This is a genomic window from Bradyrhizobium ferriligni (assembly GCF_056837965.1).
Genome location: NZ_JBXEJO010000069.1, coordinates 15552 through 40237 on the forward strand (window position 1 = coordinate 15552; position 24686 = coordinate 40237).

Below are 24686 nucleotides of genomic sequence, written 5' to 3' on the forward strand. Positions count from 1 at the left end.
AGCCTTCGATAGCGACGTTACTTCGGCGTCACGCGGACCGGCATTGTGCTGAGCGCCCGCAGGCCCGAGCTGTCGCGGAAGGCTGTGGGGCCTGCAATCTCGAACTGCTTGACGCGGCTGGCGAGCGCCGTGATCACGGCCTCGGCTTCCAGCCGCGCCACCATCTGCCCGACACAGCCGTGGATGCCGACGCCGAAGCCCATATGTCCGGAGAGCCGCCGTCTGACGTCGAATTGGTCGGCGTGCTCCCAGCGCGTCTCGTCGCGGTTGGCGGAGGCGAGCAGCAGCAGCACCTTCTCGTGCTTGCCGATCCCAACGCCTGCAATCTCGGTGTCATGCGGCGTGGTGCGGAACACGAACGGCGCCGGTGAATCGAAGCGCAGGGTCTCGTCGAATGCCGCGCGCGACAACGACGGATCGGCTGCAAGCAGCGACCATTGCTCGGGATGGCGCGCAAGCGTGTACAGCGCCATGCCGATCGCGCTGATCGTGGTGTCGAGCCCGGCCGAGAGCAGCGAACGCACCAGCAATGGCGCTTCCTCCGCGCTGATCTCCCCGGCGTCGGCCGCCTCATAGACCTGCGCGCCAAAACTGCCCGGGCGCAGCGCCTCGCGCCGGCAGCGCGCCGCGACCCACGGCAGCACGCGGGGCGCCTGCTGCATCAAATCGCGAAAATAGTCGTTCTCGGGCCCGAAGCCGGCGAACACCATCGCGCCATAGGTCAGGAAGTTCTCGCGGCCCTCCTGGTCGATGCCGAGCGCGTCGGGAAACACGCTGACCGGAAACACCTCGGCGATGTCCCTGATGGCGTCAAACGATCCGCGTTCGACCAGCCCGTCGATCAGCCGCGTCGCCATCGCCTTGAAGTCATCGGCAAGCCGCCGCATCGCGCCGGGCGAGAGGATCCGCGCCAGCACCGCGCGGGTTCGCGTGTGCAGCGGCGGATCGGCTTCCAGCACGATGCTCGGCGGCCGCCACGGCTTTTCCTTGAAGTGATTCGCAAGCCCCGCGCCGCCGGCGTTGCTGAAATTGACATGGTCTCCGAAGATCGTCTTGACCTCGGCAAAGCGCGGCACTGCCCAGATGTCATATTTGGTCAGGCGGACGACCGGCGCCGCGGCACGCAGCTCCGCATAGGCGCCGTAGGGATCGGCCCGCGTCGCCGCGCTGAACGGATCGAAATCGCTGCGGACAATTTCGCCTGCAAGGGGGCTCGCAAGGGGGCTCGCATCGGTGCTCATCGGATCCTCCCGTCTTGTCATTAGTTAATTGACCATAGTCAATTAACTTGCATATTGCAAGGGCGGGGTTGCCATCGGGGCGGGTGCGCGGCATGGAGGCGCGAGGCAGATGGGGATGTCGATCGTGGAGCGAGCCAAAGGCGCACGGCGCTTTCAGCGCAGGGCGCGCCAGGAGGCCGACAAGGAGGCGCTGAAGGCGCTGATCCTCGAAACCGCGCGCAAGGAGTTCGCCGCCGGCACGCTGGAGACCGTTTCGATCCAGAAGATCGCCGACGCGATCGGCTACTCGAAGGGCACCGTCCTCAAATATTACCCGACCAAGCTGCTGCTGCTGCTCGCGGTGAAGCAGCAGAATCTCGAGGCGGTCGCCGAACGCCTCGAGCGGGTTCGCGCGGAGACGGCCGACAGCGATCTGCGGCTGCGGCGCGTGATGGAAACCTATCTCGATTACTGGGCCGACAATCCCGATCACTTCCGCTCGCTGTTCTCGATGTCCGGTACGATCGAGGACCGCCGTTTTCCCGACGGCGTCTATTTCGGCGAGACCGAGATCGCGCGCCGCAGCTACGAATTGTTCGTGGTCTCGGTGCGGGAATTTCTGGCGGCCCATGGTGCCGAGCCGGCGCCCGGCCTGCCGCAGCGGCTCGCGACCGCGCTGCTGGCGGCGACCCACGGCGTGGTCGCGCTGACGCTCGGCACGCCGACCATGAAACTGCCCGACATGCGCGGCACCGGCCGCCTGCTCATCGCAAGCCTGATCGATGCCTGGACGGCCAGGCTTGCCCCCGCGCGGAAAAGCGACGGCTGGCCGCGGGTCACGATCGGCACCTTCGCCTGACGGCGCGGTGTCCGAAGGTCCATGCCCGGTTATTCGCGCGTGCCACGCGGCCCTGCTTACGCGCCGCGCCCTCATACGCGAAGCGATGTGGAATCCCGGGCCTTCGCCTGCTAAGCGCGGCCCATGGATACGACGCAGCGCGACAGAACGGTGGGCTTTCTCTGCCTGGTGGTGACGGCCTTCGGCTGGGCCCTGAACTGGCCGCTGATGAAGCTGTTGCTGCAGCAATGGCCGCCGCTGTTCGCCCGTGGGCTTGCCGGCACCTGCGCGGCGGTGATCCTGGGCACGCTGGCGCTGGCCCGCGGGCAGTCGCTCGCCGTGCCGCGCGAGGCGATACCGCGGCTGCTGTTTGCCTCCTTCACCAATGTCTTCGCCTGGATGGGCTTTGGCACCATCGCGATGAAATTCGTCACGGTCGGCGAGGGGGCGCTGCTCGCCTACACGATGCCGATCTGGGCGATGCTGTTCGCCTGGCCGGTGCTGCACAGCCGACCGACGCTGCGGGATCTTGCGGCGCTGGTGCTCGGCATCGCCGGCGTTGCGCTCCTGCTCGGCGGCAATGGCTTTGCGTTCAGCGCCGACAAGCTGACCGGTATCGCGCTGGCGCTCGCCTGTGCTATTCTGTTCGCGCTCGGCAATGTGCTGAACCGCAAGCCGCTGCCGATGCCGCCGCTCGCGGTGGTGGCCTGGCAGGTCGGCATCGGCTGTCTCGTGATGCTTCTGCTCGGCATTCTCTTCGAGCATCCGAACTATGCCGCGATCACGCCGCTCGGCCTCGGTTGCTTTGCCTACATGACGCTGATGCCGATGGGCATCTGCTATCTCACCTGGTTCGAGACGCTGCGCCGCCTGCCGCCGACATCGGCGTCAACGGGCATGCTGCTGGTGCCGGTCATCGGCGTGGTGTCGGCCGCGATCATTCTTGCTGAACCGCTGGGGCTACGCGAGATCGGCGCCATGGCACTGACGCTCGGCGGCGTGACGCTGGCGCTGCAGCGGGCCTGACGCAAAGGAGGGAACGGACATCGGCGCATTGCGTTCTCCCGAAAAGGGAGCTTGGCCATGCGCAAAGCGATCGCGCGGCTTGATGCTGAGCAGAGGGCGCAACTGCTTTATCTCGCAGATCTCGGCACGGCGATGTTCACGTCGGCCCTCGTGGTGTGCATCCTGAAGGCGATTGTGGACCTGTTCGCCGCCGGTTGATCGCCACCATGCTGCCAACGCGCCGTCATTCCTCCTGCGGCGCGTCGCTCTGGGTGTGCCCATCGGGCCCCCGGTCAAACACCCCATAATCGCTCGATTTCACCCCTGCCGCCCCATCGGTGCCAATGCCGGCCAGACCGAGCTTGAGCAGCTCGCGGACCGCCGCAGCGCGGGTCGGCATGCGGTGCTTGAACCGGAAATCGTCGAGGGCTGCCAACTCCTCTGGCGACAGCATGACCTGAAGCCGTTCAGCGCGAAGCTCATTCATCGCAAAACACCCAGACTTAGCTTGTTGAGTAATTTGCTAAACCGCCAAACTCGCGTGGGGTTCCACCGGTTGAGACAAAAACGCTAATTGAGTATAATTATCAAATGAAATCAATAGCTTATATAAAAAATATGGGAACGATCCGGCTGCCCGTCTCGTTATGTCGCTGGAGAGATGCCATGGCCAACCAAGTCAAGCTTCCCCGCAAGCTGTCCGATGAACCGGAAGCCCCGGAACCGCGGCGCCCGAGCCACGCGAAAGTCATTGAGCAACTGGACCGCTGGGCCAACAGCCCCGGTCTTCAACCACCAAAGGTCGATAATGCAGAGGACGATTCAAAAGCGGAAGCGATCTGAACCCCATACATTCGAACAGCGCCTCGAGGAACATCGCGTGCGACTTGAAAGCCGGCTTGCCGAATTGCCGCGCGGAGCTGAGCGCGAGTCGATTGTCGCTCGCATCGATCAGCTGAAGACAGCCGTCGAACTGAACGCGATGCTGTCGACGACCGGCTAAGCCGGGAAGCGAAGCGGCGGAACGGCCACTTGCTCCTGCCGCTCCGCTCGCCTACCATTCCCACGTTGATGGGGATGGAGTCCCCCGATAATTGCCGCGAGGCTGATGACTCCTACCGGGCGCGACAGCGTCGGTAGGAGCATGCGCCACCGCCGACCCGCCGTGTCCCGCGAATGAGAAGGGACAGCGCATGACGGGTCTTCCTGGTTCACTCTCAATCGCATTGTCGCTAGTCGGGTCGATCTGGCTCGTCGGTGTCGTCGCCTTGCTGGTCGGCGCGCCGGGCGAGTTGGTTGCCGCGACCTTCGTGCTTGGGTTGGTGGCGGGCTTCGTCGAATGGCGAGCCGGAAAGGTGGAGCATTGAACGTTCAGTTGTTGGCGGCGGTTGCGATCGGCGGTTCGCTGGGATCGGTCGCACGCTATCTGGTGGCGATCGGCGCGGGACGCCTGGTCGGCGCGGAATTTCCCTGGGGCACGCTGGTGATCAATATCGCGGGTTCGTTCCTGATCGGCGTCTTCGCGGAGTCCTTCGCGCTGAGCTGGAATGCCAGCCAGGCGATGCGGGTGTTTCTCACCGTCGGCATTTGCGGCGGCTTCACCACCTTCTCGACCTTCTCGCTCGATGCGATCGTATTGATGCAGCGCGGCGAGCTGTGGGCGGCCGGCGCCTATATTGCTGCCTCCGTCGCGCTTTCGATTCTCGCGCTGTTCGGCGGCCTGCTGCTGGTGCGGGCGTTCACGGCCTAGTCAGTTGAACGGCGGCCGGTGCGTGGATTGAGCGGCGCGGTCCGCGGCCGTCGCAGCGCTTCGGGCAGGAACGGTTCGTCCCGCCGAGGCGAGGGGTCGGCACGCACATCGGCGGCCCATTGCGCGCGTTCGTGCGGCGTCTGGTTGTCGTTGAAGGTTCGCTTCACATCGACCCCGTCGACGGGGTCGTTGACGCCGTTCCGGCTGGCGGGACGGTCGACGCCGCTGTGGATGTCACTGGAGTTGCCCATCGCGGCCTCCGAACTCGGTTGATCCAGGTCTGATCTGCAAGGTCTGATCTGGATAAACGTGGCCCGCGCAGGCGCCGTTCCAAACAAGCGCCGTTCCAAAAAAGTGAAGGGCCGGAGGTACCGTCTGCCGCCCGGAATCCTTGGCGCGTCCGGGACCAGCCGGTAGGATGGAACCCGGATGGTAGCCAGGGACCAAGGGAGAGACCGGGGAATGAAGCACGTCGACGTCGCGGTGATTGCTGCCACGCTGTGGCTGCTGGCGTCGATGGTGCTGGACATCGTGACGCCGAAATCGATCACCGCGCTCATGATCGCCGCCGCGCTTGCGCCGCCGTTCCTGATCGGGATCGGCATCCATTTCGCACGCCAATATTTCAAGGCGAAGCGGCGCAGCTACCCGTCACCGCGGTTGGACGAACACTTCGAGAACTAGAGCGTTTTCGAGCGAAGCGGGCACCGGTTCGCGTGAAGAAAACGCGTCAAAACTAAAATCCAGAGCCCCGTTTCGATTTAATCGGAGCGGGGCTTCGGCGGGGCAGGGCTGCGGGAGGGCTGCACGTCCTGCATTGAACTGCGCAGATGGCTTGCTAAGCTTACGCCATGACCGAGCAGCTCCCCGATACGATCAGCCGCCTCTACACCGACCCAGGCGAATATGTCGACAGCGACCATCCCGCCGTCGAGGCGTTCGCCCGCGCCGCCGTTCCGTCTGACGCCAGCGTGCGCGACAAGGCGCGCCGGCTCTACACCGCGGTGCGCGACGGCATCCGCTACAACCCCTATGTCAGCATGCGCTCGCCCGAGAGCTACCGGGCCTCCAGCGTGCTCGCCGCCGGCAACGGCTACTGCGTCGGCAAGGCGGCGCTCTATGCCGCGGCCTGCCGGGTCCACGGCATCCCGGCGCGTGTCGGCTTCGCCGATGTGCGCAACCATCTCACCACCGAGAAGCTGCGCCAGAGCATGGGCTCGGACCTGTTCACCTGGCACGGCTTCACCGACGTGTTCGTCGATGGCGCCTGGCGCAAGGCGACCCCGACCTTCAACGACACGCTGTGCGCCAAGCTCGGCGTCAAGCCGCTCGATTTCGACGGCCACGCCGACGCGCTGCTGCATCCCTTCGACGGCGAAGGGCGCGCCTACATGCAGTATGTCAACGACCACGGCAGCTATCACGACGTCCCCGCCAAATTCCTGATGCGCGAGATGGCGCGCGAATACGCCAACATGCAGGGCGAGGATCTCGCCGGTCGCGACATGGAGCGCGAGGCGGCCGAGCAGTAGCGGACGTGTGAGCCGATTACGCGCCGGCTGAGGGGGCGGTGTCATGGATGCGGAGCCGCCGAAAGCGCAGGTTGGCCGCCCCGCCAAAGGCTGGGAGGACGCGGTCGCGCTGACCGGCTTCATCCTGGTCGCGGTCGGGCAGGCCTCCAACCAGGTTCTGGCGCGCGGGCTTGCCGGCTCGGTGCCGCCGTTTTCGCTGGCCTTCTTCCGCTGGAGCATCATCGCCATCGGCCTCGCGCCGTTTGCGATCGCAGCGATCCGCGACGGCAAGATCCCGCTGGCGCAGAACCTCTGGCCGATCCTCGCCGCCGGGTTCCTCGGCATGTTCCTGTGCGGCGCCCCGGTCTACATCGCCGGCATCACGACCACGGCGATCCACATCGCGCTGATCTTCGCGCTGTCGCCGATCATGGTGCTGCTGATCTCGGCGGCGCTCGGCATCGAGCATATCGGTCCGCTGCAATGGCTCGGTACGGCGCTGGCGCTCGGCGGTGCGCTCCTGATCGTCTCGGGCGGTCATGTGGAAACGCTGACGCAATCGAGCGCGGCCTGGGGCGATCTCCTGGTGGTGTGCGCGATGCTCGGCTGGTCCGGCTACACGCTGCTGCAGTCGCGCGTCGCGCCGCGCGCCTCGCTGCTGGCGCGGGTCAGCCTGTTCTCGGCGGCCGGCGCGCTGTGCTCGCTGCCGCCGGCGCTTCAGGAGATGTGGGCCACCCCGGCGGAGGTGTTCAACACCCGGGCGTTCGAGGCCTATGTCTTCGCCGGCCTCGTGCCCGGCCTGCTTGCCTATGCGGGCTTCGCCTGGCTCGGCGCGCGGTTCGGCTCGGTGCGGAGCTCGCTGGTGCTCTACGTCGCACCGATCGCAAGCGCGCTGCTGTCCTGGATCATCCTTGGCGAGCCGCCGAAGCTGATCCATCTGGTTGGCGGTCTTTTGATCCTCGGCGGCGTCTGGGCCAGCCTGCGCAAATAGATCCAGTTCCTTCCCAAGGTGCAACCTTTTCCGGCCTCGCGCGTTGAATCCAGCGTTGATTCAAGAGCTTAGTCGGAGGTCGTATGAATCTTACTCCCCAGCAGCGCAAGGACCGTGATGCGCAGCGTCAGCAAGACGCATCGCAAGCGATGAAGGAGCATCGCGCCAACGAGAAGGCGTTCTACGACAACTTCCAGCGCCTCAAGGCCGAGCGGCAGGCGCGCGAAGCCGCGGAGTCACGGAAGGCGCAATCCGCTTCGAAATAAGCGCCAGGAGCCACACCAACCAATCCGGATGGCCCGGATCTGACCGAACGAGAAGGAGCGAAAGCGAGGGGGGCGAGCACGGCGCAAGCGAGCTCGCCCCGAAGACGAGAAATCTCCAGGCTTATGGAGGACGTCAGATGTACTTTGCCGATCAGAAAACGGTCACCTGCAAATGCGGTGAGCCCTTGAGCGAATTGATGCTCGTCGACGACCAGACAACCGGAATCAAGTTTCACGTCGGCCGTTGCCCGTCATGCCGTGAAGTAACGGTTGTTCGATCTCAGGACATGCCAGCGAACGACAATGCCTGACGCGGACGGTCTTCTCGCCAGTGGCAGGACCGGGCCTTTGGTTTCAGGTTTTCGATTGCGACGGGTGAGCGACAGGCCGGCTGACGCATCGTTCGCGGCATACCAGAAAAAGAGCAGGGCGCGACCGGCATCACCACGGTCGCGCCCTACGTCGCCGGTCAATGGGGCAGGGGGAATAACCGGCTCTTCCAATGACTCGCAGACCCCCTGAGTCGTTCCGCGCAAGCGAAAATAATTTCGTACACGGTTAAGTGATGGCCGGACGCGAGAACCCCGCGGGTTTCGTTCGCGTTGTGTCCGGGATCGCCAAGGGATCGTCGAGCGAATTTCCATGGGGCGAGGGACATCACCATGTCAAAGATTCAGATGGGAATTTTCGCTGCGCTGGCGGCTGGGCTGACGCTTGGCGCCGTCCAGTTGGCATCTGGCCATGATCTCATCGGCGGCCAGCAGGTCACCACCGCACTGGCGCCGGAGAGCGCCGTCAATCGCGCCGCAAAGACCGACCGTGCCACGGTTCCAGTCACCGGCCTGCCGAGCCGGACCGTTGCGCTGAAGGTCGAGCGGCTTCCCGATACATCGGTGCTGGTCCGCGTCCCCGTGGCCAAGGAAGAGGCGCGCCATCGCCCCGCAGCGCCGGTTCGGGCACGGCCCGGCGACACCCGCAAGGTGGCCTGCGAGCCCGTGGTCAGCGTGCTGACCGAAGTGGCCAAGCTGCTGCAGCCCGGTCGTTGCGTGACCTGAGAAGGGCGCACGGTCGTCTAATATCGACGGCGTCATCGCCCGGCTTGACCGGGCGATCCAGTACGCCGCGGCCCATCGGCTCAATCACAATCGTCTCTGGAATACTGGATCGCCCGGTCAAGCCCGGGCGATGACATCGTTGGTTGCGGTTTGCACCTTACCGGGCAACGCAGGCTATTCCTCCTCGTCCGCCTCGCTGCTGCTGGCAGCGCTTCGGCTTGCCATCAGGCCGAGTGCGAGGCCGCCGACCGCCAGGAGCGGGATCAGCCGCTTCACGCCGATGGCCCGCACGATCTGCAGGCCGGTGGCGACCACCACCGGATCGGCGAACACATTGGCCGCGGCGGCCTTTGCCGCCTTCTCGGCGCGGCGGCGCATCTCGCGCTTGCGCACGATGTAGACGCTGGCGGCGATCAACGTGACGACAAGGAACAGCGCGGCGCCGGCAAGGCACGCTTCCACCGGCCCGTAGTGCTGCAGCACGTAGACGAAGGCGGCCGCGCACAGAAAGGCGATGGTGATGAACAGCGCGATCGCCGTGGCCGCGGCCAGCGACGTCAGCCGCAGCGCGTTGCCGGTGGAATCCTTGACGTCATTGATCAGCCGCTGAAGCATCGACCAGCCCTGCCCTGAATCTTGCCTTGAATCTTGCCTTGAATCTTGCCCTGAAGAGCGCATCGACAAAAGCGGCGGCGGCGCGCCAGCGCCGCCATCGCACCCAGAACGGTGGTTTTCGCATGATCGCCACCATGGAGCTCATTCCCCGGAGACCGCAGACTGCCTAGCGGCGCCAGGTGACGCCGATCAGGAAGCCGAGACCGAGCGCAAGGCCGACCGTCGCCAGCGGCCGCTGCGTGATCATATCTTCCAGCGATTCCTCGATCGAGGATGCGGCATCCTGCGCCGCGCCCATCATCGCGCTGCCGCGCTCCGACATGTCGTCGAGTGTATCTTCCGCACTGGCGCGCGCATCCTTGTAGCGGCGGCGTGCCTGCTTGCCCGCGTTGTTGGCAAACGAGTTCAGCGCGTCGGTGATCTGTTCGGTGAGGGCGGCGATATCGTTTTTCACGGCGGTGACATCCTTTTCGAGGCGTTCGTAGGTCGCTTTGTCCGTCATGTTCTTGATCCCAAATGCGCTGTCCGTGCTCGACATCGAAGGCTCCCGGAGAACTTGCGTGCTGGAACAAAAACGCGCCGCGCGGTGCATGGTTCCCGATGCGAAACCGAGGCTAGTCTTCCGGCAGCTGCGGCGAATTGACCGGCATCAAATGCTCCTTGACGATCAGCGCCACGATCAAGAGCGGTGACGACAGGAAGGCGCCCATCGGACCCCACAGCCAGGTCCAGAACGCCAGCGCCAGAAAGACCGCGAGCGCGTTCAGCGACAGCCTCCGGCCGACGATCGTCGGCGTCACGAAATGTCCTTCCAGGAAGGTCACGACCGCAAAACATGCCGGCGCGATCAGCCCGGCGCCGATGGTCGGCGAGGCGATGATGCCGACCACGACCAGCACGACGAACATCGCGACCGGGCCGATGATCGGAACGAAGTTCAGCGTCGCGGCGAGCGCACCGAGCCCGGCCGGGGTTGGCATGCCCGTCATCGCGCAGATCGCGCCGGTGACGATGCCGACGCCGACATTGATCATGGTCACTGTCAGCAGATAATTGCCGAGATGGGTCTCGACCTCGTTGAGGATGCGCAGCGTACGCAGCCGCGCCGTGCGTTCGCTGAAGGCCATCACCAGTGCGCGGCGCAGATCCTTCCAGCTTGCGATGAACAGGATCAGAGTCGCGATGAACAGCAGGAATTCGGCGAAGGTCGGCGACAGGAATTCCAGCGTCGGCTGCACCCACTCGAATTTCGGCAGCTGGAGCGTGGCCAGCGTATCGGAGCCGCCGACCATGGTCTGCAATTCCTGCCACAGCGCGAGCGGCCGGTCGAACACATGCAGCTTCTCCCTCAGGATCGCGCCGAGTTCGGGCAGCCGCGAGCTCCACTCCATCACCGGCGAGGCGATCAGCCCGACCATGAAGCTGACGGCGGCGCCGACCGCGATCACGATGACGACCGCGCCGAGCGCGCGCGGGATCCGATAGCGTTCAAGCATGCTCGCCGCCGGCGACAGCATGGTGCCGACGATGAAAGCCATGGTAATTGGGAGGAAGAAGGCGCGTGCGAGATAGAGCACCGCCACAACGACAATGACCAGCAGGGCGATCAATGCGAAGGCGACGGCCTCGGCGCGGCTGACCACCGGCGGCAGTTCGATCTTGCTGTCGGGGACTGGCGTGCCTTCGGGCGCATTGCCAAGCAGGTCTTCACTCGGAAAGGCGCGCACCGAACTCCTCCCGCGTGAGGACGAACAAACCCGTCGCGTGGTCGCCCCGCGCGCCGAATTGCGCGATGACAACTGATCGCTGCACAGAAAGTTCCATCGCGGCTTCGTGAGACGTGACGGGTTGACAATCGCGGCTTCGCGACGATTCGCGGCGGAACTGACTCGCGGCCATGCGCGTTGGCCCGGCATCGCATCACCACGATGCGCATCCCGTCCAGGGGCAGCACATGACACAGCAGTTTGTTTCCAGCCGCCGGCTTGCGTCGCGCGCCGCGCGCACCCTTGCCCGCACTCTTGCCATCGGCAGCGTCCTGTTGGTGACGCCGCTTGTCGTCAGCACGTCGGCCAGCGCCCAGGTCCGCTCTTCCGCGCTCGGCTATGCGTCGACGCAACCGGGCGCATTTCCCGCCGACGAGGTGATGAACGACCCTTCGAGTGGGGCCGGCGAGGACGGCGCGCTGCCGGAGCGGCTGCGCCGGACCACCGTCGCCCTCAACACGACCGAGGCGCCCGGCACCATCATCATCGATACCGGCAACACCGCACTCTATTACGTGCTCGGCGGCGGCCGGGCGATCCGCTACGGCGTCGGCGTCGGCCGCGAGGGCTTCACCTGGGCCGGCGTGCAAAGCATCAGCCGCAAGGCGGAATGGCCGGACTGGCATCCGCCGGCCGAGATGATCAGGCGCCAGCCCTATCTGCCGCGCTTCATGGCCGGTGGCCCGGGCAACCCGCTCGGTGCGCGCGCGATGTATCTCGGCTCCAGCGAGTACCGCATCCACGGCACCAACGATCCCTCGACGATCGGCAAGTTCGTCTCGTCCGGCTGCATCCGCCTGACCAATGAAGACGTTTCCGACCTGTTCAGCCGGGTCGATGTCGGCACCAGGGTCGTGGTGCTGCCGAAGAACGCGCCGCACCTCGCCGCGCGCGAGATCGGCCCGACCACGACGCAGATCTCGGTCCGGCCGGCCGCGGCGCGGCCGCGCCCAGCGGCGATGACGCTGCCTTCGGGGCGTCAGGCAATGAACATCCCGACGGCTTCCTCGTTGTACTAGAGCGAAAACGAGTCAGAACAAGAATCGAGAGCCGCGTTCCGATTCAATCGGAACGGGGCTCCTGGGGATCGGCATTGTACCGAGGTCGGTGATGGTGAAACGGCACGTAAGGCGCTGCGCGTTCGGGACGGCGGCATTGCTCGGCCTGTCGCTTGCGCCTGCGGCGCAAGCTCAGGATTTTTTCTCGCAACTGTTCGGCGGCTTCATGCATGGCCGCCCGCCGGTGATCCGGATGCCGTTCGACGACGGCCCGGCGCCGATGGCGCCGCGGGTCGAGCGCCGTCTGCGCTATGACGTCGGCCAGGCCTATTGCGTGCGGACCTGCGACGGCCGCTATTTCCCGCTTGCGGCGACCGGCAACCAGAGCAAGGCGGAAAGCTGCAACAGCTTCTGCCCGGCGAGCGCGACCGAAGTGGTCTATGGCGGCAATATCGACAACGCCGCGACGGAAGACGGCAAGCCGTATTCCGAGCTCCCTAACGCGTTCCGCTATCGCGACGAGCTGGTCTCGGGCTGCACCTGCAACGGCAAGGACTCGGTCGGCCTCGCCGCGGTGAAAATCGAGGACGATCCGACCTTGCGCAAGGGCGACATCGTTGCCGGCAAGGACGGGCTAATGTCGGTGGGCCGTCCGGACCGGCGCGGCGCGCAGCTCAACTTCACGCCGGCGCCGGATCGCATCCGCGCCAAATATGGCCGGCCGGCGGTGCTGGCACGCGAATAGCGTCGATCGCACGTGGGTGGCCGCTTTCGGTTCCTGGCGCGGAACCGGCCTGCCTCCTGCACGTTAGCAAAGGGCGAACAGCACATTCACCGATGCCATCAGGGGGCTCCGCATGCTCGTCGGCGTACTCGTCACCTTCCTTGTCGTTATTCTCGTTCTTTATCTCATCAACATGCTGCCGCTCGACGGCCGCGCCAAGCAGATCGCCCGCGCCGTCGTCATCATCATCGGCATTATCTCGCTGCTGAAGTATCTGGCGGTGTTTTAGCTTCGTCGCTTCGCTCCTCGCAATGACGTAGATACACCGATACACCGCTGTCATCGCCCGGCCTGTGCGCAATTGCGCACATGGACCGGGCGATCCAGTACGCCGCGGCCTCTCGGCTCAAGCACTGCGGCCTCTGGAATACTGGATCACCCGCATGCGCGGGTGATGACGCCGAGCAAGCTGAGCAATCACCCCGTCATCCGAGGAGCCCGCCAACGGCTGGCGTCTTGAAGGATGGCTACAAGGCTGCACAATTTCGGAATAGTAGAATAATACCGCAGATGTCAAGTTGCCGTGTCCGCTGGCAGCCGCCGGCACCTTTGCATGGGGTTGTTTTCGATATTTTGGCAGTGCGCTCCTGCGACGGCGGGCTCGCGGCGCCAACAAAAAAGCCCCGGCTCGCACCGGGGCTTTGCTTAGTCGTTGCGATCGCTCGCGGATCAGCCCGCGGCCTTGGCCTCGCGGCGGCGCGCGGTGAGGATGTATTCGGTGTAGCCGTTCGGCTGCGTGCGGCCTTCGAAGATCAGGTCGCAAGCCGCCTTGAAGGCAACGCCATCAAATGAAGGCGCCATCGGCTTGTAGAGCGAATCGCCGGCGTTCTGCTTGTCGACGACGACAGCCATGCGCTTCAGCGACTCCAGCACCTGATCCCTGGTGATGACGCCCTGGTGCAGCCAGTTCGCGAGGTGCTGGCTCGAGATGCGCAGCGTGGCGCGGTCCTCCATCAGGCCGACATCGTGGATGTCGGGCACCTTGGAGCAGCCGACGCCCTGGTCGATCCAGCGCACGACGTAGCCCAGGATGCCCTGGCAGTTGTTGTCAATCTCCTGCTTGACGTCGTCGGGCGCCCAGTTCGACTGCGACACCGGGATGGTGAGGATGTCGGACAGCTTTGCGCGCGGCCCGCCCTTGGCGAGCTCCTGCTGCCGGGCGATCACGTTGACCTGGTGATAGTGCAGCGCGTGCAGCGTGGCCGCGGTCGGCGACGGCACCCAGGCGGTGGTGGCGCCGGCCTGCGGATGGCCGATCTTCTGCGCCAGCATGTCGGCCATCTTGTCGGGCGCGGCCCACATGCCCTTGCCGATCTGGGCATGGCCGGGCAGGCCGTCGATCAGGCCGTTGTCGACGTTCCAGTCCTCATAGGCCTTGATCCAGGGCTGCGCCTTCATGTCGTTCTTGCGGATCATCGGACCCGCTTCCATCGAGGTGTGGATCTCGTCGCCGGTACGATCGAGGAAGCCGGTGTTGATGAACATGATGCGCTTGGAGGCGCGCTGGATGCAGGCCTTGAGGTTGACCGTGGTGCGGCGCTCCTCGTCCATGATGCCGACCTTCAGCGTGTTCTCCGGCAGGCCGAGCATCTTCTCGACCTCGGCGAACAGGTCGCAGGTCAGCGTCACCTCGTCGGGGCCGTGCATCTTCGGCTTGACGATATAGGCCGAGCCGGTGCGGCTGTTCTTGACCTTGGAATTGCCCTTGAGGTCGTGGATCGCGAGCAGGCCAGCGACCGCGGCGTCCAGAATGCCTTCCGGGATTTCCTCGCCCTTGGCGTCGAGCACGGCGTCGGTGAACATGTGGTGGCCGACATTGCGCATCAGCAGCAGGCTGCGGCCGTGCAGCTTCAGCTCGCTGCCGTCGCGCTTCTTGTAGACGCGGTCGGCATTGAGCGAGCGGGTCAGCGTCTTGCCGCCCTTCTCGAAATCGGCCGACAGCGTGCCGTTCATCAGGCCGAGCGTGTTGCGATAGACCAGCACCTTGTCCTCGGCGTCGACGGCGGCGACCGAGTCTTCCATGTCGAGAATGGTGGAGACCGCCGATTCCAGGATCATGTCGGCGACGCCGGCCGGGTCATCCTTGCCGATGACGTTGCTGCGGTCGATCTTGACCTCGACATGCATGCCGTTGTTGACGAGCAGGATCACGGAAGGCTGGGCCGCGTCGCCCTGATAGCCGGCGAACTGGGCGGCGTTCTTCAGCGCGGTCGAATTGCCGCTCTTCAGCTTGACCGAGAGCTGGCCCGCGATCACGGCGTAGGAGGTCACGTCGGTGTGGCTTCCGGTCGCAAGCGGCACGGCGGCGTCGAGGAACGCCTTCGCCTTCGCGATCACCTTGTCGCCGCGAGCCTTGTTGTAACCGCGCCCAGCCTCGCTCGGATCGTGCGGGATCGCGTCGGTGCCGTAGAACGCGTCGTACAGCGAACCCCAGCGCGCGTTGGCGGCGTTCAGCGCGTAGCGGGCGTTGGTGAGCGGCACCACCAGCTGCGGGCCGCAGATCTTGCCGATTTCCTCATCGACATTTGCGGTCTCGACCTTGTGGGTCGCGGGCTCGGGCAGCAGGTAGCCGATGTCCTTGAGGAACGCAGTGTAGGCGTTGATGTCGAACGCCTTGCCCTTGTTGGCGCGATGCCAGTCGTCGATCTTGGCCTGCAGCGCGTCGCGGACCGCGAGCAGCTCGCGGTTCTTCGGTCCGAGCTTCTGGATGATGGCGGCAAGTCCGGCCCAGAACGCATCCGGGGCGATCCCGGTTTTCGGCGTCGCCTCCTTGGCGATGAAATCGAACAGGACAGGGGCGATCTTCAATCCATGGGCATCGACACGAGTCATGATGGGCTTTCTCAAAGAAACGGGGCGTTTAGGGGCTGTTTTCAGAAGAAATCAGCAAAAAACGCGCCAAAGGGCCGCGTTCACGGCCCTTTTAGCCCTAAAGCCACGGTTCTGAGAAGGCCCCCCAGAGGAGGAGGCCACGCCGCCTAGATATTCGCCGCGAGGTCGGTCAGTTCGTCGAACAGGATGCCGGTCGTGGTCAGCATCCGCTCGATCTCGTCGGTGGCATCACTGACCGAGCGGTTCGAGGTGTCGATGGTCAGTTCATTGCCGGTCGGCGGCTGGTAGTCATTGGTGATGCCGGTGAAAGACGGCAATCCGCCGGAGCGGGCCTTGGCGTAATGGCCCTTGGGATCGCGGGTCTCGCAGACCTCGGCCGGCGTCGCGACATAGATTTCGCGGAATGCGCTGTCGGCGATGCGGCGCGCTGCCGCACGGTCGGCGGACGATGGCGACACCGCGGCGACGATCGCGATATGGCCGTTGCGCGCCAGATGGGTCGCGACTTCGGCGAGGCGGCGGATGTTTTCGGCGCGGTCCTGCGGCGAGAAGCCGAGATCGCCGTTCAGCCCGGCACGCAGCGTGTCGCCATCAAGCAGGATCGGCGAGCCGCCATTGCCGAACAGGCGCCGCTCCAGCGCCCGCGCCAGGGTCGACTTGCCCGAGCCGGGCAGGCCGGTCAGCCAGATCACCGCGCCGTTGTGATGGTAGCGCGCCGAACGCTCGTCCGGCCGCAGCGCGGATTCCACCGGCACGATATCGACCGGCACCGCCGGCCGGCCGGCGTCGACCGACAGCACGAGACCGCCGCCGGCGATGCGGCCGTTGACCTCGATCACGAGGCGGCCGGTGCGCGGATTGTCGGTGTAGGGATCGGTTGCAACCGGCTGCGCCAGCGAGATGTCGATCTCGCCGACATGGTTGCGTGCGATCGCGGTGTTCTCTTCGTTGGACAGCGCGCCGGGATCGATCGCCTTCTCGATCGCGACCACGGTGGCGCGGCTTTCCTTGGTGCCGAGCCGGATCAGGATCTGCTCGCCCTTGGTCAGCGGCTTGTCGTGCAGCCAGAAGATCCGGGCGCGGATGCGGCGGGTGTCGCGCGGACTCTGCCCGGAATGTCCGATGATGTCGCCGCGCTCGAGGAACAATTCGCGGTCGAGCGTGATGCCGACCGAGCGCCCGGCGCCCTGCGGTCCGCCCGCCGGCGTCACCGGCCAGCTCTCGACGGTCTTGATCTGCGCGATCTTGCCGGTCGGCATGATCACGATCTCATCGCCGGCCTTCAGGCTGCCGGATTCGATGCGGCCGGCCACGATGCGGCGGTCGTCGAACTTGTAAATCGCCTGCACCGGCAGCCGCAGCGGCAGCTCGGCCAGCGGGCGTGCCGGCTCGAGCGCATCGAGCGCCTCGACCACCGTCGGTCCCTGGTACCAGCCGATCCGCGCCGTGCGCTCGGCGACGCCGTCGCCGTCGCGCGCCGAGATCGGGATCACCGCCGTGGGCGTCACGCCGAGGCCGATCAGATGCGCGGAAATCTCGTCGCTGATCTCCTTGAAGCGATCGGCGCTGAACTCGACCCGGTCCATCTTGTTGACCACGACCGCGACCTGCTTCACGCCGAGCAGATGCAGGAGATAGCCGTGCCGCCTGGTCTGGTCGCGCACGCCTTCCAGCGCATCGATGATCAGCACCGCGCCGTCGGCCTGCGAGGCGCCGGTGATCATGTTGCGCAGGAACTCTGCGTGGCCGGGCGCGTCGATCAGCACGACGTCGCGCGAGCGGGTGCGGAAGCGGATCTGGGTGGTGTCGATGGTGATGCCCTGGTCGCGCTCGGTCTGTAGCGCATCGAGCAGGAACGACCACTCGAACGGCATGCCGCGCCGCGCGCTCACCGCCTTCAGCATTTCCAGCTTGCCGTCCGGCAGGCTGCCGGTCTCATGCAACAGACGCCCGACCAGCGTCGACTTGCCGTGATCGACGTGGCCGACGATGACGATGCGCACTTGCGGCCGCGTCGTGCCGTTGGGCGTTGCCGAGATCGAGGCGGTGGGAAGGATCATGTTCATCGGAACGCTCGCACGAAGTGGGAAGCCAAGTTGCTTGGAGTCAGGTGTTGCTTCGAGTGTCGATCAGAGATAGCCGGCGACGCGCAGCCGCTCGAACGCATCCTCGGTCTCGTGGTCGAGCGCGCGGCCGGCGCGCTCCGGGACCTTGGTGCCGTCGAGCTCGGTGAGGATCTCGTCGATGTTGGAGGCGGTGGAGGCGACCGGGAAGGTGATGTCGGCATCACCCAGCGAGCGGTAGCGCTTGCCGTCCTTGGCGAGATAGAGCGGGATGATCGGAATGCCTTCGCGCTTGGTGTAGGCCCAGATGTCGGCCTCGGTCCAATGCAGGATCGGATGGATGCGCAAATGCGCGCCCTGCGGCGGCGAGGCGTTGAACTGGTCCCAGAACTCCGGCGGCTGGTCGCGGACGTCCCATTCGCCCTCGAGACCGCGCGGCGAGAACACGCGCTCCTTGGCGCGGGTCGCCTCTTCGTCGCGGCGGATGCCGGCGATCAGTCCGTCAAAGCCGAATTTGTTGAGTGCGAGCTTCAACCCCTCGGTCTTGCGTGCGGCGGAGCGCGCGGCCGGCGGCAAAGTCGGGTCGACGCTGTCGATCGGCGGGCAGGGCTCGACGCGCAGGTCGAGGTCCCATTCCTTTCCGAACCGATCGCGGAACGCATACATCTCCGGAAACTTCTTGCCGGTGTCGACATGCAGCGCGGGGAACGGGACGCGGCCGAAGAACGCCTTGCGCGCCAGCCAGATCATCACGTTGGAATCCTTGCCGAGCGACCACAGCAGCGCGAGCTTCTTCAGCCGGGCGAACGCCTCGCGCAGAATGTAGATGCTCTGCGCCTCCAGCTCGTCGAGATGATCCATCGACGGCGGTGCCTGATTGGCGGGAATCCCCGGCACGGAAGATGCATTGCTAAGGGCTGCGGACCGCGTCCTGGCGGCGACGGATTCGTTGTCGAGAAGATGCATCTCTTGGCCTTGGCCTGTGGAGTTGAAAATTCTAAAGTTGCGTTGCAATAGAGAAGAAATAATTTTCTCTTTGCTGGGCTTGATCGAGAGATAAATAGAAAATAATTTCAGTCAACCCCCAAATTGGGGAAGCGAGTGTCTGATGCGATATCTGCCGGTGTTTCTGGATCTGCAAAGTGGCAAGGTGCTGCTCGTTGGAGCGGGCGAGCTCGTGCGCGCCAAGCTGCGGCTGCTTGCAGCCGCCGGTGCCGCAGTGCGCTGGTACGCAACCGACGGCGATCATGACATTGCCGGTCTCGCGGCGGAGGACGCCGCGCGGATCGAGCGCGCCGAAGGCGATCCGCTCGCCGCCGATCTCTCCGATGTCATCGCCGTCCTCTGTGCCGGCGCCGGCGAGATCGGTGTTGCGATGTCGGTGCGTGCCAAAGCGATCGGCCTGCCGGTCAATGTGATGGACGACCTCGTGCATTCCACCTTCATCATGCCGGCGATCGTCGATCGCGGCGATGTCGTGGTCGCGGTCGGCACCGGCGGTACGTCGCCGGTGGTGGCGCGCCGCATCCGCGAGAAGATCGAGGCGGTGCTGCCGGCGCGGACCGGCGATCTCGCCGGCTTCATCGGCGGCGTCCGCAAATCGATCCACGCCCGCATCGAAGAGTTTCCGCTGCGCCGCCGCTTCTGGGAGCGCATCGTCGACGGCCCGATCGGCGCACTGGTGCTGGCCGGCCGCAAGGACGAGGCCGAGCGGGCGCTGAACGCGATCACCGATCCCGCCGCATTCGCCGGCGCGAGCGCGGAAGGCAAGGCCATCGGTCGCGTGACGCTGGTCGGCGCCGGTCCCGGCGATCCGGATCTGCTTACGGTGAAGGCGTTGCGCGCGCTGCAGGATGCGGACGTCGTGTTCTATGACGAGTTGGTGTCGCCGGAAATTCTCGACCGCATCCGGCGCGATGCCACGCGGATCCCGGTCGGCCGCCGTGTCGGCAAGCCCGGCATCGGCCAGGACGCCATCAATGCATTGATGATCGAGGCGGCGCAGTCGGGCCAGCGCGCGGTGCGGCTGAAGGGCGGCGATCCCTTTATCTTTGGCCGCGGCGGCGAGGAAATCGAGGCGCTGCGCGACGCCGGCGTCGCTTACTCCATCATTCCGGGCGTCTCGGCCGGTCTGGGCGCCGCCGCGCAATTCGAAGTGCCGCTGACCTTCAGGCACGAGGCACTGCGCATCACCTTCCTCACCGCGCACAAGGCGCGCGATGCCGAGGTCGTCGACTGGTCGGTGCTGACAGACAAGAAGATGACCGTCGTCGTCTATATGGGCATGACCGCCGCGCCCTCGATCCGCGAAGGCATGCTTGCCGCGGGCCGCTCGCCGGAGACGCCGGTCGGCGTGTTCGCGCGCGTGACGCGGCCGGATGCCAAGGCCGCGGTCGGCACGCTGGCGCGGCTGCCGGAACTCGTCAAACAGGTCGATGGCGGTCCCGCCATTCTCATCATCGGCGACGTGGTCGCGCATTCCGCGCCGTGGAGCCGGTCCAACGTCACCCAACTCTTCTCCAACCAGATGTTCTCCGAACTGCTGAAAGCTGCCGAATGACCTCTCCGCTTGAACAGAAGAAAATCAGGATCACGGGCCCCTCGGTGGTGACCGCCAACCGCACCTGGGATGGTGCCGTGGTGTACCGAACCGCCAAGCAAGGCTGGTCCACCGAACTGTCCGATTCCGCTGTCGTCAGCACCTCCGACGACGCGCGCGCGCTCTTGGCCGAAGCCACCGCCGACGATGTCGGCGCGGTCGGCCCCTACATCGCGCCGGTCGAGCTCAAGGACGGCGGCAAGCTCAAGCCGGGCAATCTTCGCGAACATATCCGCGCCAAGGGCGTCACGATCGATCTCCAGGTGCCGGCGTAAGGCTCATCCATCATGTATGCATATGACGAACTCGACCGCACGCTGATCAACGAGCGTGTTTCGGAATTTCGCGACCAGGTGAAGCGCCGCCTTTCCGGCGAGCTCACCGAGGACGAATTCAAGATCCTGCGCTTGCAGAACGGCGTGTATTTACAGTTGCACGCCTACATGTTCCGCGTCGCGATCCCCTACGGCACGCTGTCGTCGAAGCAGCTGCGCCGGCTCGCCCATGTCGCGCGCCGCTACGATCGCGGCTACGGCCACTTCACCACGCGGCAGAACATCCAGTTCAACTGGATCAAGCTCGCCGAGCTGCCCGACGCGCTGGCCGATCTTGCCGAAGTCGGCATCCATGCGATGCAGACCTCCGGCAACAACATGCGCAACGTCACCTCGGACCAGTGGGCCGGCGTCGCGCCGGGCGAGATCGAAGATCCGCGGATCTGGTCGGAGCTGATCCGCCAGCACACCACACTGCATCCGGAATTCTCGTTCCTGCCGCGCAAGTTCAAGATCGCGATCACGGCCGCCGAGCACGATCGCGCCGCGATCAAGATCCACGATATCGGGCTGCGCCTGCACAAGAATGCCGACGGCGAGACCGGCTTCGAGGTGCTGGTCGGCGGCGGCCTCGGCCGCACGCCGTTCATCGCCAAGACCATCAAGCCGTTCGTTTCGGGCCGCGACATCCTGAGCTACATCGAGGCGATCCTGCGCGTCTACAACCAGTACGGCCGCCGCGACAACATCTACAAGGCGCGCATCAAGATCCTGGTGCACGAGCTCGGCATCGAGAAGTTCGCCAGGGAAGTCGAGGAGGAGTGGAAGGCGATGGGCGATGTCGGGCTGACGCTCGATCACACCGCCATCGAGGAGGTCCGCTCGCGCTTCTCCTATCCGCCTTACGAGAAGCTGCCGCACATGCCGGACGAGCTGAAGCAGGCCGCGCATGACAAGCTGTTCGAGCGCTGGCGCAAGAACTCGGTGTCGGCGCACAAGGTGCAGGGCTACTCGATTGTGACGCTGTCGCTGAAGCCGGTCGGTGGCCCTCCGGGCGATGCCACCGCGGAGCAGATGGACGCGGTCGCCGACCTCGCCGACAAATATTCGTTCGGCGAGATCCGCGTCGGCCACGAGCAGAACCTGGCGCTGCCGCACGTCGCCAAGCGCGACCTGCCGCAGCTGTTCAAGGCGCTCGATCGCCTCGGCCTCGCGACGCCGAACGTCAACCTCGTCACCGACATCATCGCCTGCCCCGGGCTGGATTACTGCTCGCTGGCCAACGCGCGCTCGATCCCGATCGCGCAGGAGCTGACGCGCCGCTTCGCCAACCACGACACCGCCGACCTGATCGGCCGGCTGCACATCAACATCTCCGGCTGCATCAATGCCTGCGGCCATCACCATGTCGGCCACATCGGCATTCTCGGCGTCGAGAAGAACGGCGAGGAATTCTACCAGATCACGATCGGCGGCCGCGCCGACGAGAGCGCGCAGTTGGGCACGCTGATCGGCCCGGCCGTTCCCTATGCGGAAGTCGCCGATGTGATCGAAGACATTGTCGAAGCCTATCTCGCGCTGCGCGACCGTCCCGAGGAATTGTTCGTCGATACGGTGAAGCGTCTGGGCGTCGAGCCTATCAGGGAGCGGGTCTATGCCACTCGTTAAGCAGGGAAGAATCACCACCGATCTGTTCGTGCATGTCGCCGACGGCGCCGAGCTGCCGGGCGATGGCGCGGTGCTGGTGAGCGCCGAGCGCTTTCTCGCCGATCCGGAGGCGCTGCTGCGCCGTCCCGGCAAGCTAGGCGTGATCTGGCCGAACAACCGCAACCTCGACGATCTCGTGCCGCATCTCGATCGGCTGGCCTCGGTCGCGCTGGTGTTTCCGACCTTCCGCGACGGCCGCGCCTACAGCCAGGCCCGTCTGCTGCGCGAGCGTTACGGCTATGACGGCGAGCTGCGCGCCACCGGCCAGATCCTGCGCGACCAGTTCGTGTTCATGACGCGCGCCGGCTTCGACGCCTTCGAGGTGAAGAAGGATGCCGATGCCGACGCGTTTGCCGCGACCATGAAGCGCTATTCGGTGTTCTACCAGCCGACCGGCGACGGCCGCGTCACCGCACTCAACCGCCGCACGCAGCTGCGTCACTCGGAGAGCGCCGGCCAGTGAGCACGCTTGCACCAGAGCTCGCAGTGGCCCCGGCCGCATTGCCCGCGGCCGATGTGCTCGATCGCGCGCTGCGCACGGCATCACCCGCCGAGGTGATCGCGGCCGCGGTCAGGACGCTCGGCCGCGAGAAAGTGGCGCTGGTGTCGTCGTTCGGCACCGAGTCCGCCGCGCTGCTCAAGGTGATGGCGGACGTCGATCCGGCGATTCCGGTGGTGTTTCTCGATACCGGCTGGCTGTTCGAGGAGACGCTGGCTTACCGTGACACGCTGATCGAAACGCTCGGCCTCACCGATGTGCGTTCGATCAAGCCCGATGAGGAAGCGCTGTCGCGACAGGATCCGGACCGCGAATTGTGGTTCACCGATCCCGACGCCTGCTGCCGCATCCGCAAAGTCGAGCCGCTGGCGCGCGCGCTGAAGCCGTTCGCCGGCTGGATCAACGGCCGCAAGCGTTTCCAGGGCGGTGCCCGCGCCGACATCCCGGTTGTCGAGGATGACGGCGTCAGGCTGAAATTCAATCCGTTCGCCAATGTCTCCCGCGAGGAGATCGAGGCGATCTACACGCTCGGCAAGCTGCCGCCGCATCCACTTGTCGCATCGGGATATCAGTCGGTCGGGTGTATGCCTTGCAGCAGCCGGTCCGCTGCCGGCGAGGATGCGCGCGACGGCCGCTGGCGCGGCCGGGCCAAGACGGAATGCGGCATCCATACAATGAAGATGTCATAGGGCATGGAGCAGGGCGCTCGATCGCGATGACGGTTCATCGCGATTTGGCGACGCTACAAAGCCTTCGCAGTGCGGCGACCTCGTAGCACAAGCGCGCTGCGCCGCCGAAAACAAAGAAAACCGGTTTCGTTGACTTAAGACCACTTCGCCGTGAGTTATGTCTTGCATGTTCCCTGACATTTCTCAGGTTGAATGGAGACAGAAATGATCCGTCGTATCCTGCCGCTGGTCGCGGGACTGTTGTGGGCGAGCTCGGCCTTTGCGGCCGACTATTCGCTGCTGAACGTGTCCTACGATCCGACGCGCGAGCTCTATGTCGATTTCAACAAGGCGTTCGCCGCGGCCTATCAGAAGGAAACCGGCAAGAGCGTCGAGATCAAGCAGTCGCATGGCGGCTCGGGTTCGCAGGCGCGCTCGGTGATCGACGGATTGCAGGCCGATGTCGTCACGCTGGCGCTTGCCTATGACATCGATGCGATCGCGGGCAAGGGCCTGATCGCCGCCGACTGGCAGAAGCGGCTGCCGCTCAATGCCTCGCCCTACACCTCGACCATCGTGTTCCTGGTGCGCAAGGGCAATCCCAAGGGCATCAAGGATTGGGACGATTTGATCAAGCCCGGCGTCAGCGTCATCACGCCGAACCCGAAGACCTCGGGCGGCGCGCGCTGGAATTATCTCGCCGCCTGGGGCTATGCGCAGAAGAAGTTCGGATCAGCCGACAAGGCGAAGAAGTTCGTCGCCGATCTCTATCAGAACGTGCCGGTGCTCGACACCGGCGCGCGCGGCTCGACCGTGACCTTCGTCGAGCGCGGCGTCGGCGACGTGCTGCTGGCGTGGGAGAACGAGGCCTTTCTGGCGCTGCGCGAATTCGGTGCGGACAGGTTCGAGATCGTGGCCCCGCCGCGGTCGATCCTGGCCGAGCCGCCGGTCGCGGTGGTCGACAAGGTGGCCGACAAGAAGGGCACCCGCGCCGTCGCCGAGGCCTATCTGAAGTACTGGTACACCAAGGAAGGCCAGGAGATCGCCGCGCGCAACTCCTACCGGCCGCGCGATCCCGAGATCGCCAAGGAGTACGAAAAATCCTTCGCCAAGGTTGAACTTTTCACCATCGACGACGTTTTTGGTGGTTGGACCAAGGCGCAGAAGGAGCACTTCGCCGAGGGCGGCATCTTCGATCAGATTTACAAGAACTGATCGGATTATCAGGGGGATATGTGAGCACA

32 protein-coding genes and 1 riboswitch are annotated in these 24686 nt (G+C 65.3%); of the genes, 22 read left to right on the forward strand and 10 right to left on the reverse strand.

Translation table 11 applies throughout. The features are described from left to right. Positions 1–17: 17 nt before the first annotated feature. Positions 18–1241, reverse strand: a complete 1224-nt coding sequence (locus tag AC1VNY_RS32545) for a cytochrome P450 (protein ID WP_482408240.1) — start codon at positions 1239–1241, stop codon at positions 18–20. Positions 1242–1356: 115 nt separating this feature from the next. Between AC1VNY_RS32545 and AC1VNY_RS32550 the strand changes: the two genes are divergently transcribed. The 3 genes from AC1VNY_RS32550 (at position 1357) to AC1VNY_RS32560 (ending at position 3282) form a co-directional block, all read left to right on the forward strand. Then, entirely contained in the window at positions 1357–2079 is a 723-nt protein-coding gene (locus tag AC1VNY_RS32550) for a TetR/AcrR family transcriptional regulator (protein WP_482408241.1), read from the forward strand. Positions 2080–2202: 123 nt separating this feature from the next. Next, entirely contained in the window at positions 2203–3084 is an 882-nt protein-coding gene (locus AC1VNY_RS32555; RefSeq protein WP_482408242.1) for a DMT family transporter, read from the forward strand. Positions 3085–3141: 57 nt separating this feature from the next. After that, a complete protein-coding gene (locus AC1VNY_RS32560) occupies positions 3142–3282 on the forward strand; it encodes a hypothetical protein (RefSeq protein WP_155258615.1) in 141 nt (46 codons plus the stop codon). A 25-nt stretch (positions 3283–3307) separates the two neighbouring features. On the opposite strand, the gene AC1VNY_RS32565 is transcribed toward AC1VNY_RS32560, so the two are convergent. Next, positions 3308–3550 carry a hypothetical protein gene (locus AC1VNY_RS32565; RefSeq protein WP_304498479.1) on the reverse strand — a complete coding sequence of 81 codons (243 nt, stop codon included), beginning with the start codon at positions 3548–3550 and terminating at the stop codon, positions 3308–3310. A 179-nt stretch (positions 3551–3729) separates the two neighbouring features. Here AC1VNY_RS32565 and AC1VNY_RS32570 point away from each other — a divergent pair, with 179 nt between their 5' ends. The 4 genes from AC1VNY_RS32570 to crcB all read left to right on the forward strand — a co-directional run bounded on the left by AC1VNY_RS32570 (position 3730) and on the right by crcB (position 4813). After that, positions 3730–3906, forward strand: coding sequence for a hypothetical protein (locus tag AC1VNY_RS32570; RefSeq protein ID WP_482408243.1), 177 nt, complete (start codon positions 3730–3732; stop codon positions 3904–3906). Between the two features lie 37 nt (positions 3907–3943). Further along, positions 3944–4066 (forward strand): hypothetical protein, encoded by a 123-nt coding sequence (locus tag AC1VNY_RS32575; protein ID WP_482408244.1) that lies wholly within the window; start codon positions 3944–3946, stop codon positions 4064–4066. 61 nt (positions 4067–4127) lie between these two features. Beyond that, positions 4128–4188: riboswitch (Fluoride riboswitch) on the forward strand. 68 nt (positions 4189–4256) lie between these two features. Beyond that, complete coding sequence (locus tag AC1VNY_RS32580) at positions 4257–4430, forward strand: hypothetical protein (RefSeq protein WP_225161321.1); 174 nt, start codon at positions 4257–4259, stop codon at positions 4428–4430. Then, positions 4427–4813 (forward strand): fluoride efflux transporter CrcB, encoded by a 387-nt coding sequence (gene crcB / locus AC1VNY_RS32585; RefSeq protein ID WP_482408245.1) that lies wholly within the window; start codon positions 4427–4429, stop codon positions 4811–4813. The genes AC1VNY_RS32580 and crcB overlap by 4 nt, the downstream gene beginning before the upstream one ends. On the opposite strand, the gene AC1VNY_RS32590 is transcribed toward crcB, so the two are convergent. After that, complete coding sequence (locus AC1VNY_RS32590; RefSeq protein ID WP_482408246.1) at positions 4810–5064, reverse strand: hypothetical protein; 255 nt, start codon at positions 5062–5064, stop codon at positions 4810–4812. The genes crcB and AC1VNY_RS32590 overlap by 4 nt on opposite strands. Before the next feature lie 211 nt (positions 5065–5275). On the opposite strand from AC1VNY_RS32590, the gene AC1VNY_RS32595 reads away from it, so the two are divergent. The 6 genes from AC1VNY_RS32595 to AC1VNY_RS32620 all read left to right on the forward strand — a co-directional run bounded on the left by AC1VNY_RS32595 (position 5276) and on the right by AC1VNY_RS32620 (position 8636). Then, a complete protein-coding gene (locus tag AC1VNY_RS32595) occupies positions 5276–5497 on the forward strand; it encodes a hypothetical protein (protein WP_016844392.1) in 222 nt (73 codons plus the stop codon). A gap of 167 nt (positions 5498–5664) precedes the next feature. Next, positions 5665–6345 (forward strand): transglutaminase-like domain-containing protein, encoded by a 681-nt coding sequence (locus AC1VNY_RS32600; protein ID WP_304498485.1) that lies wholly within the window; start codon positions 5665–5667, stop codon positions 6343–6345. 43 nt (positions 6346–6388) lie between these two features. After that, the gene (locus tag AC1VNY_RS32605; RefSeq protein WP_482408247.1) at positions 6389–7315 is read left to right on the forward strand and encodes a DMT family transporter; all 927 of its coding nucleotides are present in this window, start codon (positions 6389–6391) and stop codon (positions 7313–7315) included. 83 nt (positions 7316–7398) lie between these two features. Then, positions 7399–7581 (forward strand): hypothetical protein, encoded by a 183-nt coding sequence (locus AC1VNY_RS32610; protein ID WP_016842983.1) that lies wholly within the window; start codon positions 7399–7401, stop codon positions 7579–7581. Positions 7582–7718: 137 nt separating this feature from the next. Then, the gene (locus AC1VNY_RS32615; protein WP_196238193.1) at positions 7719–7892 is read left to right on the forward strand and encodes a hypothetical protein; all 174 of its coding nucleotides are present in this window, start codon (positions 7719–7721) and stop codon (positions 7890–7892) included. Between the two features lie 351 nt (positions 7893–8243). Next, a complete protein-coding gene (locus AC1VNY_RS32620; RefSeq protein ID WP_482408248.1) occupies positions 8244–8636 on the forward strand; it encodes a hypothetical protein in 393 nt (130 codons plus the stop codon). Positions 8637–8810: 174 nt separating this feature from the next. On the opposite strand, the gene AC1VNY_RS32625 is transcribed toward AC1VNY_RS32620, so the two are convergent. The 4 genes from AC1VNY_RS32625 to AC1VNY_RS32640 form a co-directional block, all read right to left on the reverse strand. Continuing rightward, positions 8811–9251: a hypothetical protein gene (locus AC1VNY_RS32625; protein ID WP_482408249.1), complete on the reverse strand. Its 441-nt coding sequence runs from the start codon at positions 9249–9251 to the stop codon at positions 8811–8813. Beyond that, positions 9229–9387, reverse strand: coding sequence for a hypothetical protein (locus AC1VNY_RS32630; RefSeq protein ID WP_482408250.1), 159 nt, complete (start codon positions 9385–9387; stop codon positions 9229–9231). The genes AC1VNY_RS32625 and AC1VNY_RS32630 overlap by 23 nt, the downstream gene beginning before the upstream one ends. A 30-nt stretch (positions 9388–9417) precedes the next feature. After that, entirely contained in the window at positions 9418–9789 is a 372-nt protein-coding gene (locus AC1VNY_RS32635) for an ElaB/YgaM/YqjD family protein (RefSeq protein WP_016842979.1), read from the reverse strand. Positions 9790–9865: 76 nt separating this feature from the next. Next, complete coding sequence (locus AC1VNY_RS32640; RefSeq protein WP_028342252.1) at positions 9866–10978, reverse strand: AI-2E family transporter; 1113 nt, start codon at positions 10976–10978, stop codon at positions 9866–9868. Between the two features lie 227 nt (positions 10979–11205). Between AC1VNY_RS32640 and AC1VNY_RS32645 the strand changes: the two genes are divergently transcribed. The 3 genes from AC1VNY_RS32645 (at position 11206) to AC1VNY_RS32655 (ending at position 13028) form a co-directional block, all read left to right on the forward strand. Next, a complete protein-coding gene (locus AC1VNY_RS32645) occupies positions 11206–12036 on the forward strand; it encodes a L,D-transpeptidase (protein ID WP_482408251.1) in 831 nt (276 codons plus the stop codon). Between the two features lie 91 nt (positions 12037–12127). After that, the gene (locus tag AC1VNY_RS32650) at positions 12128–12760 is read left to right on the forward strand and encodes a DUF2865 domain-containing protein (protein ID WP_482408252.1); all 633 of its coding nucleotides are present in this window, start codon (positions 12128–12130) and stop codon (positions 12758–12760) included. Between the two features lie 112 nt (positions 12761–12872). Beyond that, positions 12873–13028 (forward strand): Thivi_2564 family membrane protein, encoded by a 156-nt coding sequence (locus AC1VNY_RS32655; RefSeq protein WP_085970696.1) that lies wholly within the window; start codon positions 12873–12875, stop codon positions 13026–13028. Positions 13029–13468: 440 nt separating this feature from the next. On the opposite strand, the gene AC1VNY_RS32660 is transcribed toward AC1VNY_RS32655, so the two are convergent. From AC1VNY_RS32660 to cysD, 3 genes are all read right to left on the reverse strand, one after another. After that, positions 13469–15631 (reverse strand): malate synthase G, encoded by a 2163-nt coding sequence (locus AC1VNY_RS32660; RefSeq protein WP_482408253.1) that lies wholly within the window; start codon positions 15629–15631, stop codon positions 13469–13471. Between the two features lie 146 nt (positions 15632–15777). Further along, a complete protein-coding gene (cysC, locus tag AC1VNY_RS32665; RefSeq protein WP_482408254.1) occupies positions 15778–17697 on the reverse strand; it encodes an adenylyl-sulfate kinase in 1920 nt (639 codons plus the stop codon). A gap of 63 nt (positions 17698–17760) precedes the next feature. Further along, on the reverse strand, positions 17761–18555 hold the full coding sequence (cysD, locus tag AC1VNY_RS32670) for a sulfate adenylyltransferase subunit CysD (RefSeq protein ID WP_038386140.1): 795 nt from the start codon (positions 18553–18555) through the stop codon (positions 17761–17763). 247 nt (positions 18556–18802) lie between these two features. Between cysD and cysG the strand changes: the two genes are divergently transcribed. From cysG to AC1VNY_RS32700, 6 genes are all read left to right on the forward strand, one after another. Next, complete coding sequence (cysG, locus tag AC1VNY_RS32675) at positions 18803–20254, forward strand: siroheme synthase CysG (RefSeq protein WP_482408255.1); 1452 nt, start codon at positions 18803–18805, stop codon at positions 20252–20254. Beyond that, on the forward strand, positions 20251–20568 hold the full coding sequence (locus AC1VNY_RS32680; protein ID WP_028334721.1) for a DUF2849 domain-containing protein: 318 nt from the start codon (positions 20251–20253) through the stop codon (positions 20566–20568). The genes cysG and AC1VNY_RS32680 overlap by 4 nt, the downstream gene beginning before the upstream one ends. Before the next feature lie 12 nt (positions 20569–20580). Further along, positions 20581–22236, forward strand: a complete 1656-nt coding sequence (locus AC1VNY_RS32685) for a nitrite/sulfite reductase (RefSeq protein ID WP_482408256.1) — start codon at positions 20581–20583, stop codon at positions 22234–22236. After that, positions 22223–22738, forward strand: a complete 516-nt coding sequence (locus AC1VNY_RS32690) for a DUF934 domain-containing protein (protein ID WP_028342245.1) — start codon at positions 22223–22225, stop codon at positions 22736–22738. Before AC1VNY_RS32685 ends, AC1VNY_RS32690 begins: the two co-directional genes overlap by 14 nt. Continuing rightward, positions 22735–23463, forward strand: coding sequence for a phosphoadenylyl-sulfate reductase (locus AC1VNY_RS32695; RefSeq protein ID WP_482408257.1), 729 nt, complete (start codon positions 22735–22737; stop codon positions 23461–23463). Before AC1VNY_RS32690 ends, AC1VNY_RS32695 begins: the two co-directional genes overlap by 4 nt. Positions 23464–23667: 204 nt before the next feature. Then, positions 23668–24657 carry a sulfate ABC transporter substrate-binding protein gene (locus tag AC1VNY_RS32700; RefSeq protein WP_482408258.1) on the forward strand — a complete coding sequence of 330 codons (990 nt, stop codon included), beginning with the start codon at positions 23668–23670 and terminating at the stop codon, positions 24655–24657. Positions 24658–24686: the final 29 nt, after the last annotated feature.

What these genes read in the sequence shown, in the direction of transcription:
- AC1VNY_RS32545 (WP_482408240.1), bottom strand. Translation starts at nt 1,241, where the DNA reads ATGAGCACCGATGCGAGCCCCCTTGCGAGCCCCCTTGCAGGCGAAATT.
- AC1VNY_RS32550 (WP_482408241.1), top strand. Translation starts at nt 1,357, where the DNA reads ATGTCGATCGTGGAGCGAGCCAAAGGCGCACGGCGCTTTCAGCGCAGG.
- AC1VNY_RS32555 (WP_482408242.1), top strand. Translation starts at nt 2,203, where the DNA reads ATGGATACGACGCAGCGCGACAGAACGGTGGGCTTTCTCTGCCTGGTG.
- AC1VNY_RS32560 (WP_155258615.1), top strand. Translation starts at nt 3,142, where the DNA reads ATGCGCAAAGCGATCGCGCGGCTTGATGCTGAGCAGAGGGCGCAACTG.
- AC1VNY_RS32565 (WP_304498479.1), bottom strand. Translation starts at nt 3,550, where the DNA reads ATGAATGAGCTTCGCGCTGAACGGCTTCAGGTCATGCTGTCGCCAGAG.
- AC1VNY_RS32570 (WP_482408243.1), top strand. Translation starts at nt 3,730, where the DNA reads ATGGCCAACCAAGTCAAGCTTCCCCGCAAGCTGTCCGATGAACCGGAA.
- AC1VNY_RS32580 (WP_225161321.1), top strand. Translation starts at nt 4,257, where the DNA reads ATGACGGGTCTTCCTGGTTCACTCTCAATCGCATTGTCGCTAGTCGGG.
- AC1VNY_RS32590 (WP_482408246.1), bottom strand. Translation starts at nt 5,064, where the DNA reads ATGGGCAACTCCAGTGACATCCACAGCGGCGTCGACCGTCCCGCCAGC.
- AC1VNY_RS32595 (WP_016844392.1), top strand. Translation starts at nt 5,276, where the DNA reads ATGAAGCACGTCGACGTCGCGGTGATTGCTGCCACGCTGTGGCTGCTG.
- AC1VNY_RS32600 (WP_304498485.1), top strand. Translation starts at nt 5,665, where the DNA reads ATGACCGAGCAGCTCCCCGATACGATCAGCCGCCTCTACACCGACCCA.
- AC1VNY_RS32605 (WP_482408247.1), top strand. Translation starts at nt 6,389, where the DNA reads ATGGATGCGGAGCCGCCGAAAGCGCAGGTTGGCCGCCCCGCCAAAGGC.
- AC1VNY_RS32610 (WP_016842983.1), top strand. Translation starts at nt 7,399, where the DNA reads ATGAATCTTACTCCCCAGCAGCGCAAGGACCGTGATGCGCAGCGTCAG.
- AC1VNY_RS32615 (WP_196238193.1), top strand. Translation starts at nt 7,719, where the DNA reads ATGTACTTTGCCGATCAGAAAACGGTCACCTGCAAATGCGGTGAGCCC.
- AC1VNY_RS32620 (WP_482408248.1), top strand. Translation starts at nt 8,244, where the DNA reads ATGTCAAAGATTCAGATGGGAATTTTCGCTGCGCTGGCGGCTGGGCTG.
- AC1VNY_RS32625 (WP_482408249.1), bottom strand. Translation starts at nt 9,251, where the DNA reads ATGCTTCAGCGGCTGATCAATGACGTCAAGGATTCCACCGGCAACGCG.
- AC1VNY_RS32630 (WP_482408250.1), bottom strand. Translation starts at nt 9,387, where the DNA reads ATGGTGGCGATCATGCGAAAACCACCGTTCTGGGTGCGATGGCGGCGC.
- AC1VNY_RS32635 (WP_016842979.1), bottom strand. Translation starts at nt 9,789, where the DNA reads ATGTCGAGCACGGACAGCGCATTTGGGATCAAGAACATGACGGACAAA.
- AC1VNY_RS32645 (WP_482408251.1), top strand. Translation starts at nt 11,206, where the DNA reads ATGACACAGCAGTTTGTTTCCAGCCGCCGGCTTGCGTCGCGCGCCGCG.
- AC1VNY_RS32650 (WP_482408252.1), top strand. Translation starts at nt 12,128, where the DNA reads ATGGTGAAACGGCACGTAAGGCGCTGCGCGTTCGGGACGGCGGCATTG.
- AC1VNY_RS32655 (WP_085970696.1), top strand. Translation starts at nt 12,873, where the DNA reads ATGCTCGTCGGCGTACTCGTCACCTTCCTTGTCGTTATTCTCGTTCTT.
- AC1VNY_RS32660 (WP_482408253.1), bottom strand. Translation starts at nt 15,631, where the DNA reads ATGACTCGTGTCGATGCCCATGGATTGAAGATCGCCCCTGTCCTGTTC.
- cysC (WP_482408254.1), bottom strand. Translation starts at nt 17,697, where the DNA reads ATGAACATGATCCTTCCCACCGCCTCGATCTCGGCAACGCCCAACGGC.
- cysD (WP_038386140.1), bottom strand. Translation starts at nt 18,555, where the DNA reads ATGGATCATCTCGACGAGCTGGAGGCGCAGAGCATCTACATTCTGCGC.
- cysG (WP_482408255.1), top strand. Translation starts at nt 18,803, where the DNA reads ATGCGATATCTGCCGGTGTTTCTGGATCTGCAAAGTGGCAAGGTGCTG.
- AC1VNY_RS32680 (WP_028334721.1), top strand. Translation starts at nt 20,251, where the DNA reads ATGACCTCTCCGCTTGAACAGAAGAAAATCAGGATCACGGGCCCCTCG.
- AC1VNY_RS32685 (WP_482408256.1), top strand. Translation starts at nt 20,581, where the DNA reads ATGTATGCATATGACGAACTCGACCGCACGCTGATCAACGAGCGTGTT.
- AC1VNY_RS32690 (WP_028342245.1), top strand. Translation starts at nt 22,223, where the DNA reads ATGCCACTCGTTAAGCAGGGAAGAATCACCACCGATCTGTTCGTGCAT.
- AC1VNY_RS32700 (WP_482408258.1), top strand. Translation starts at nt 23,668, where the DNA reads ATGATCCGTCGTATCCTGCCGCTGGTCGCGGGACTGTTGTGGGCGAGC.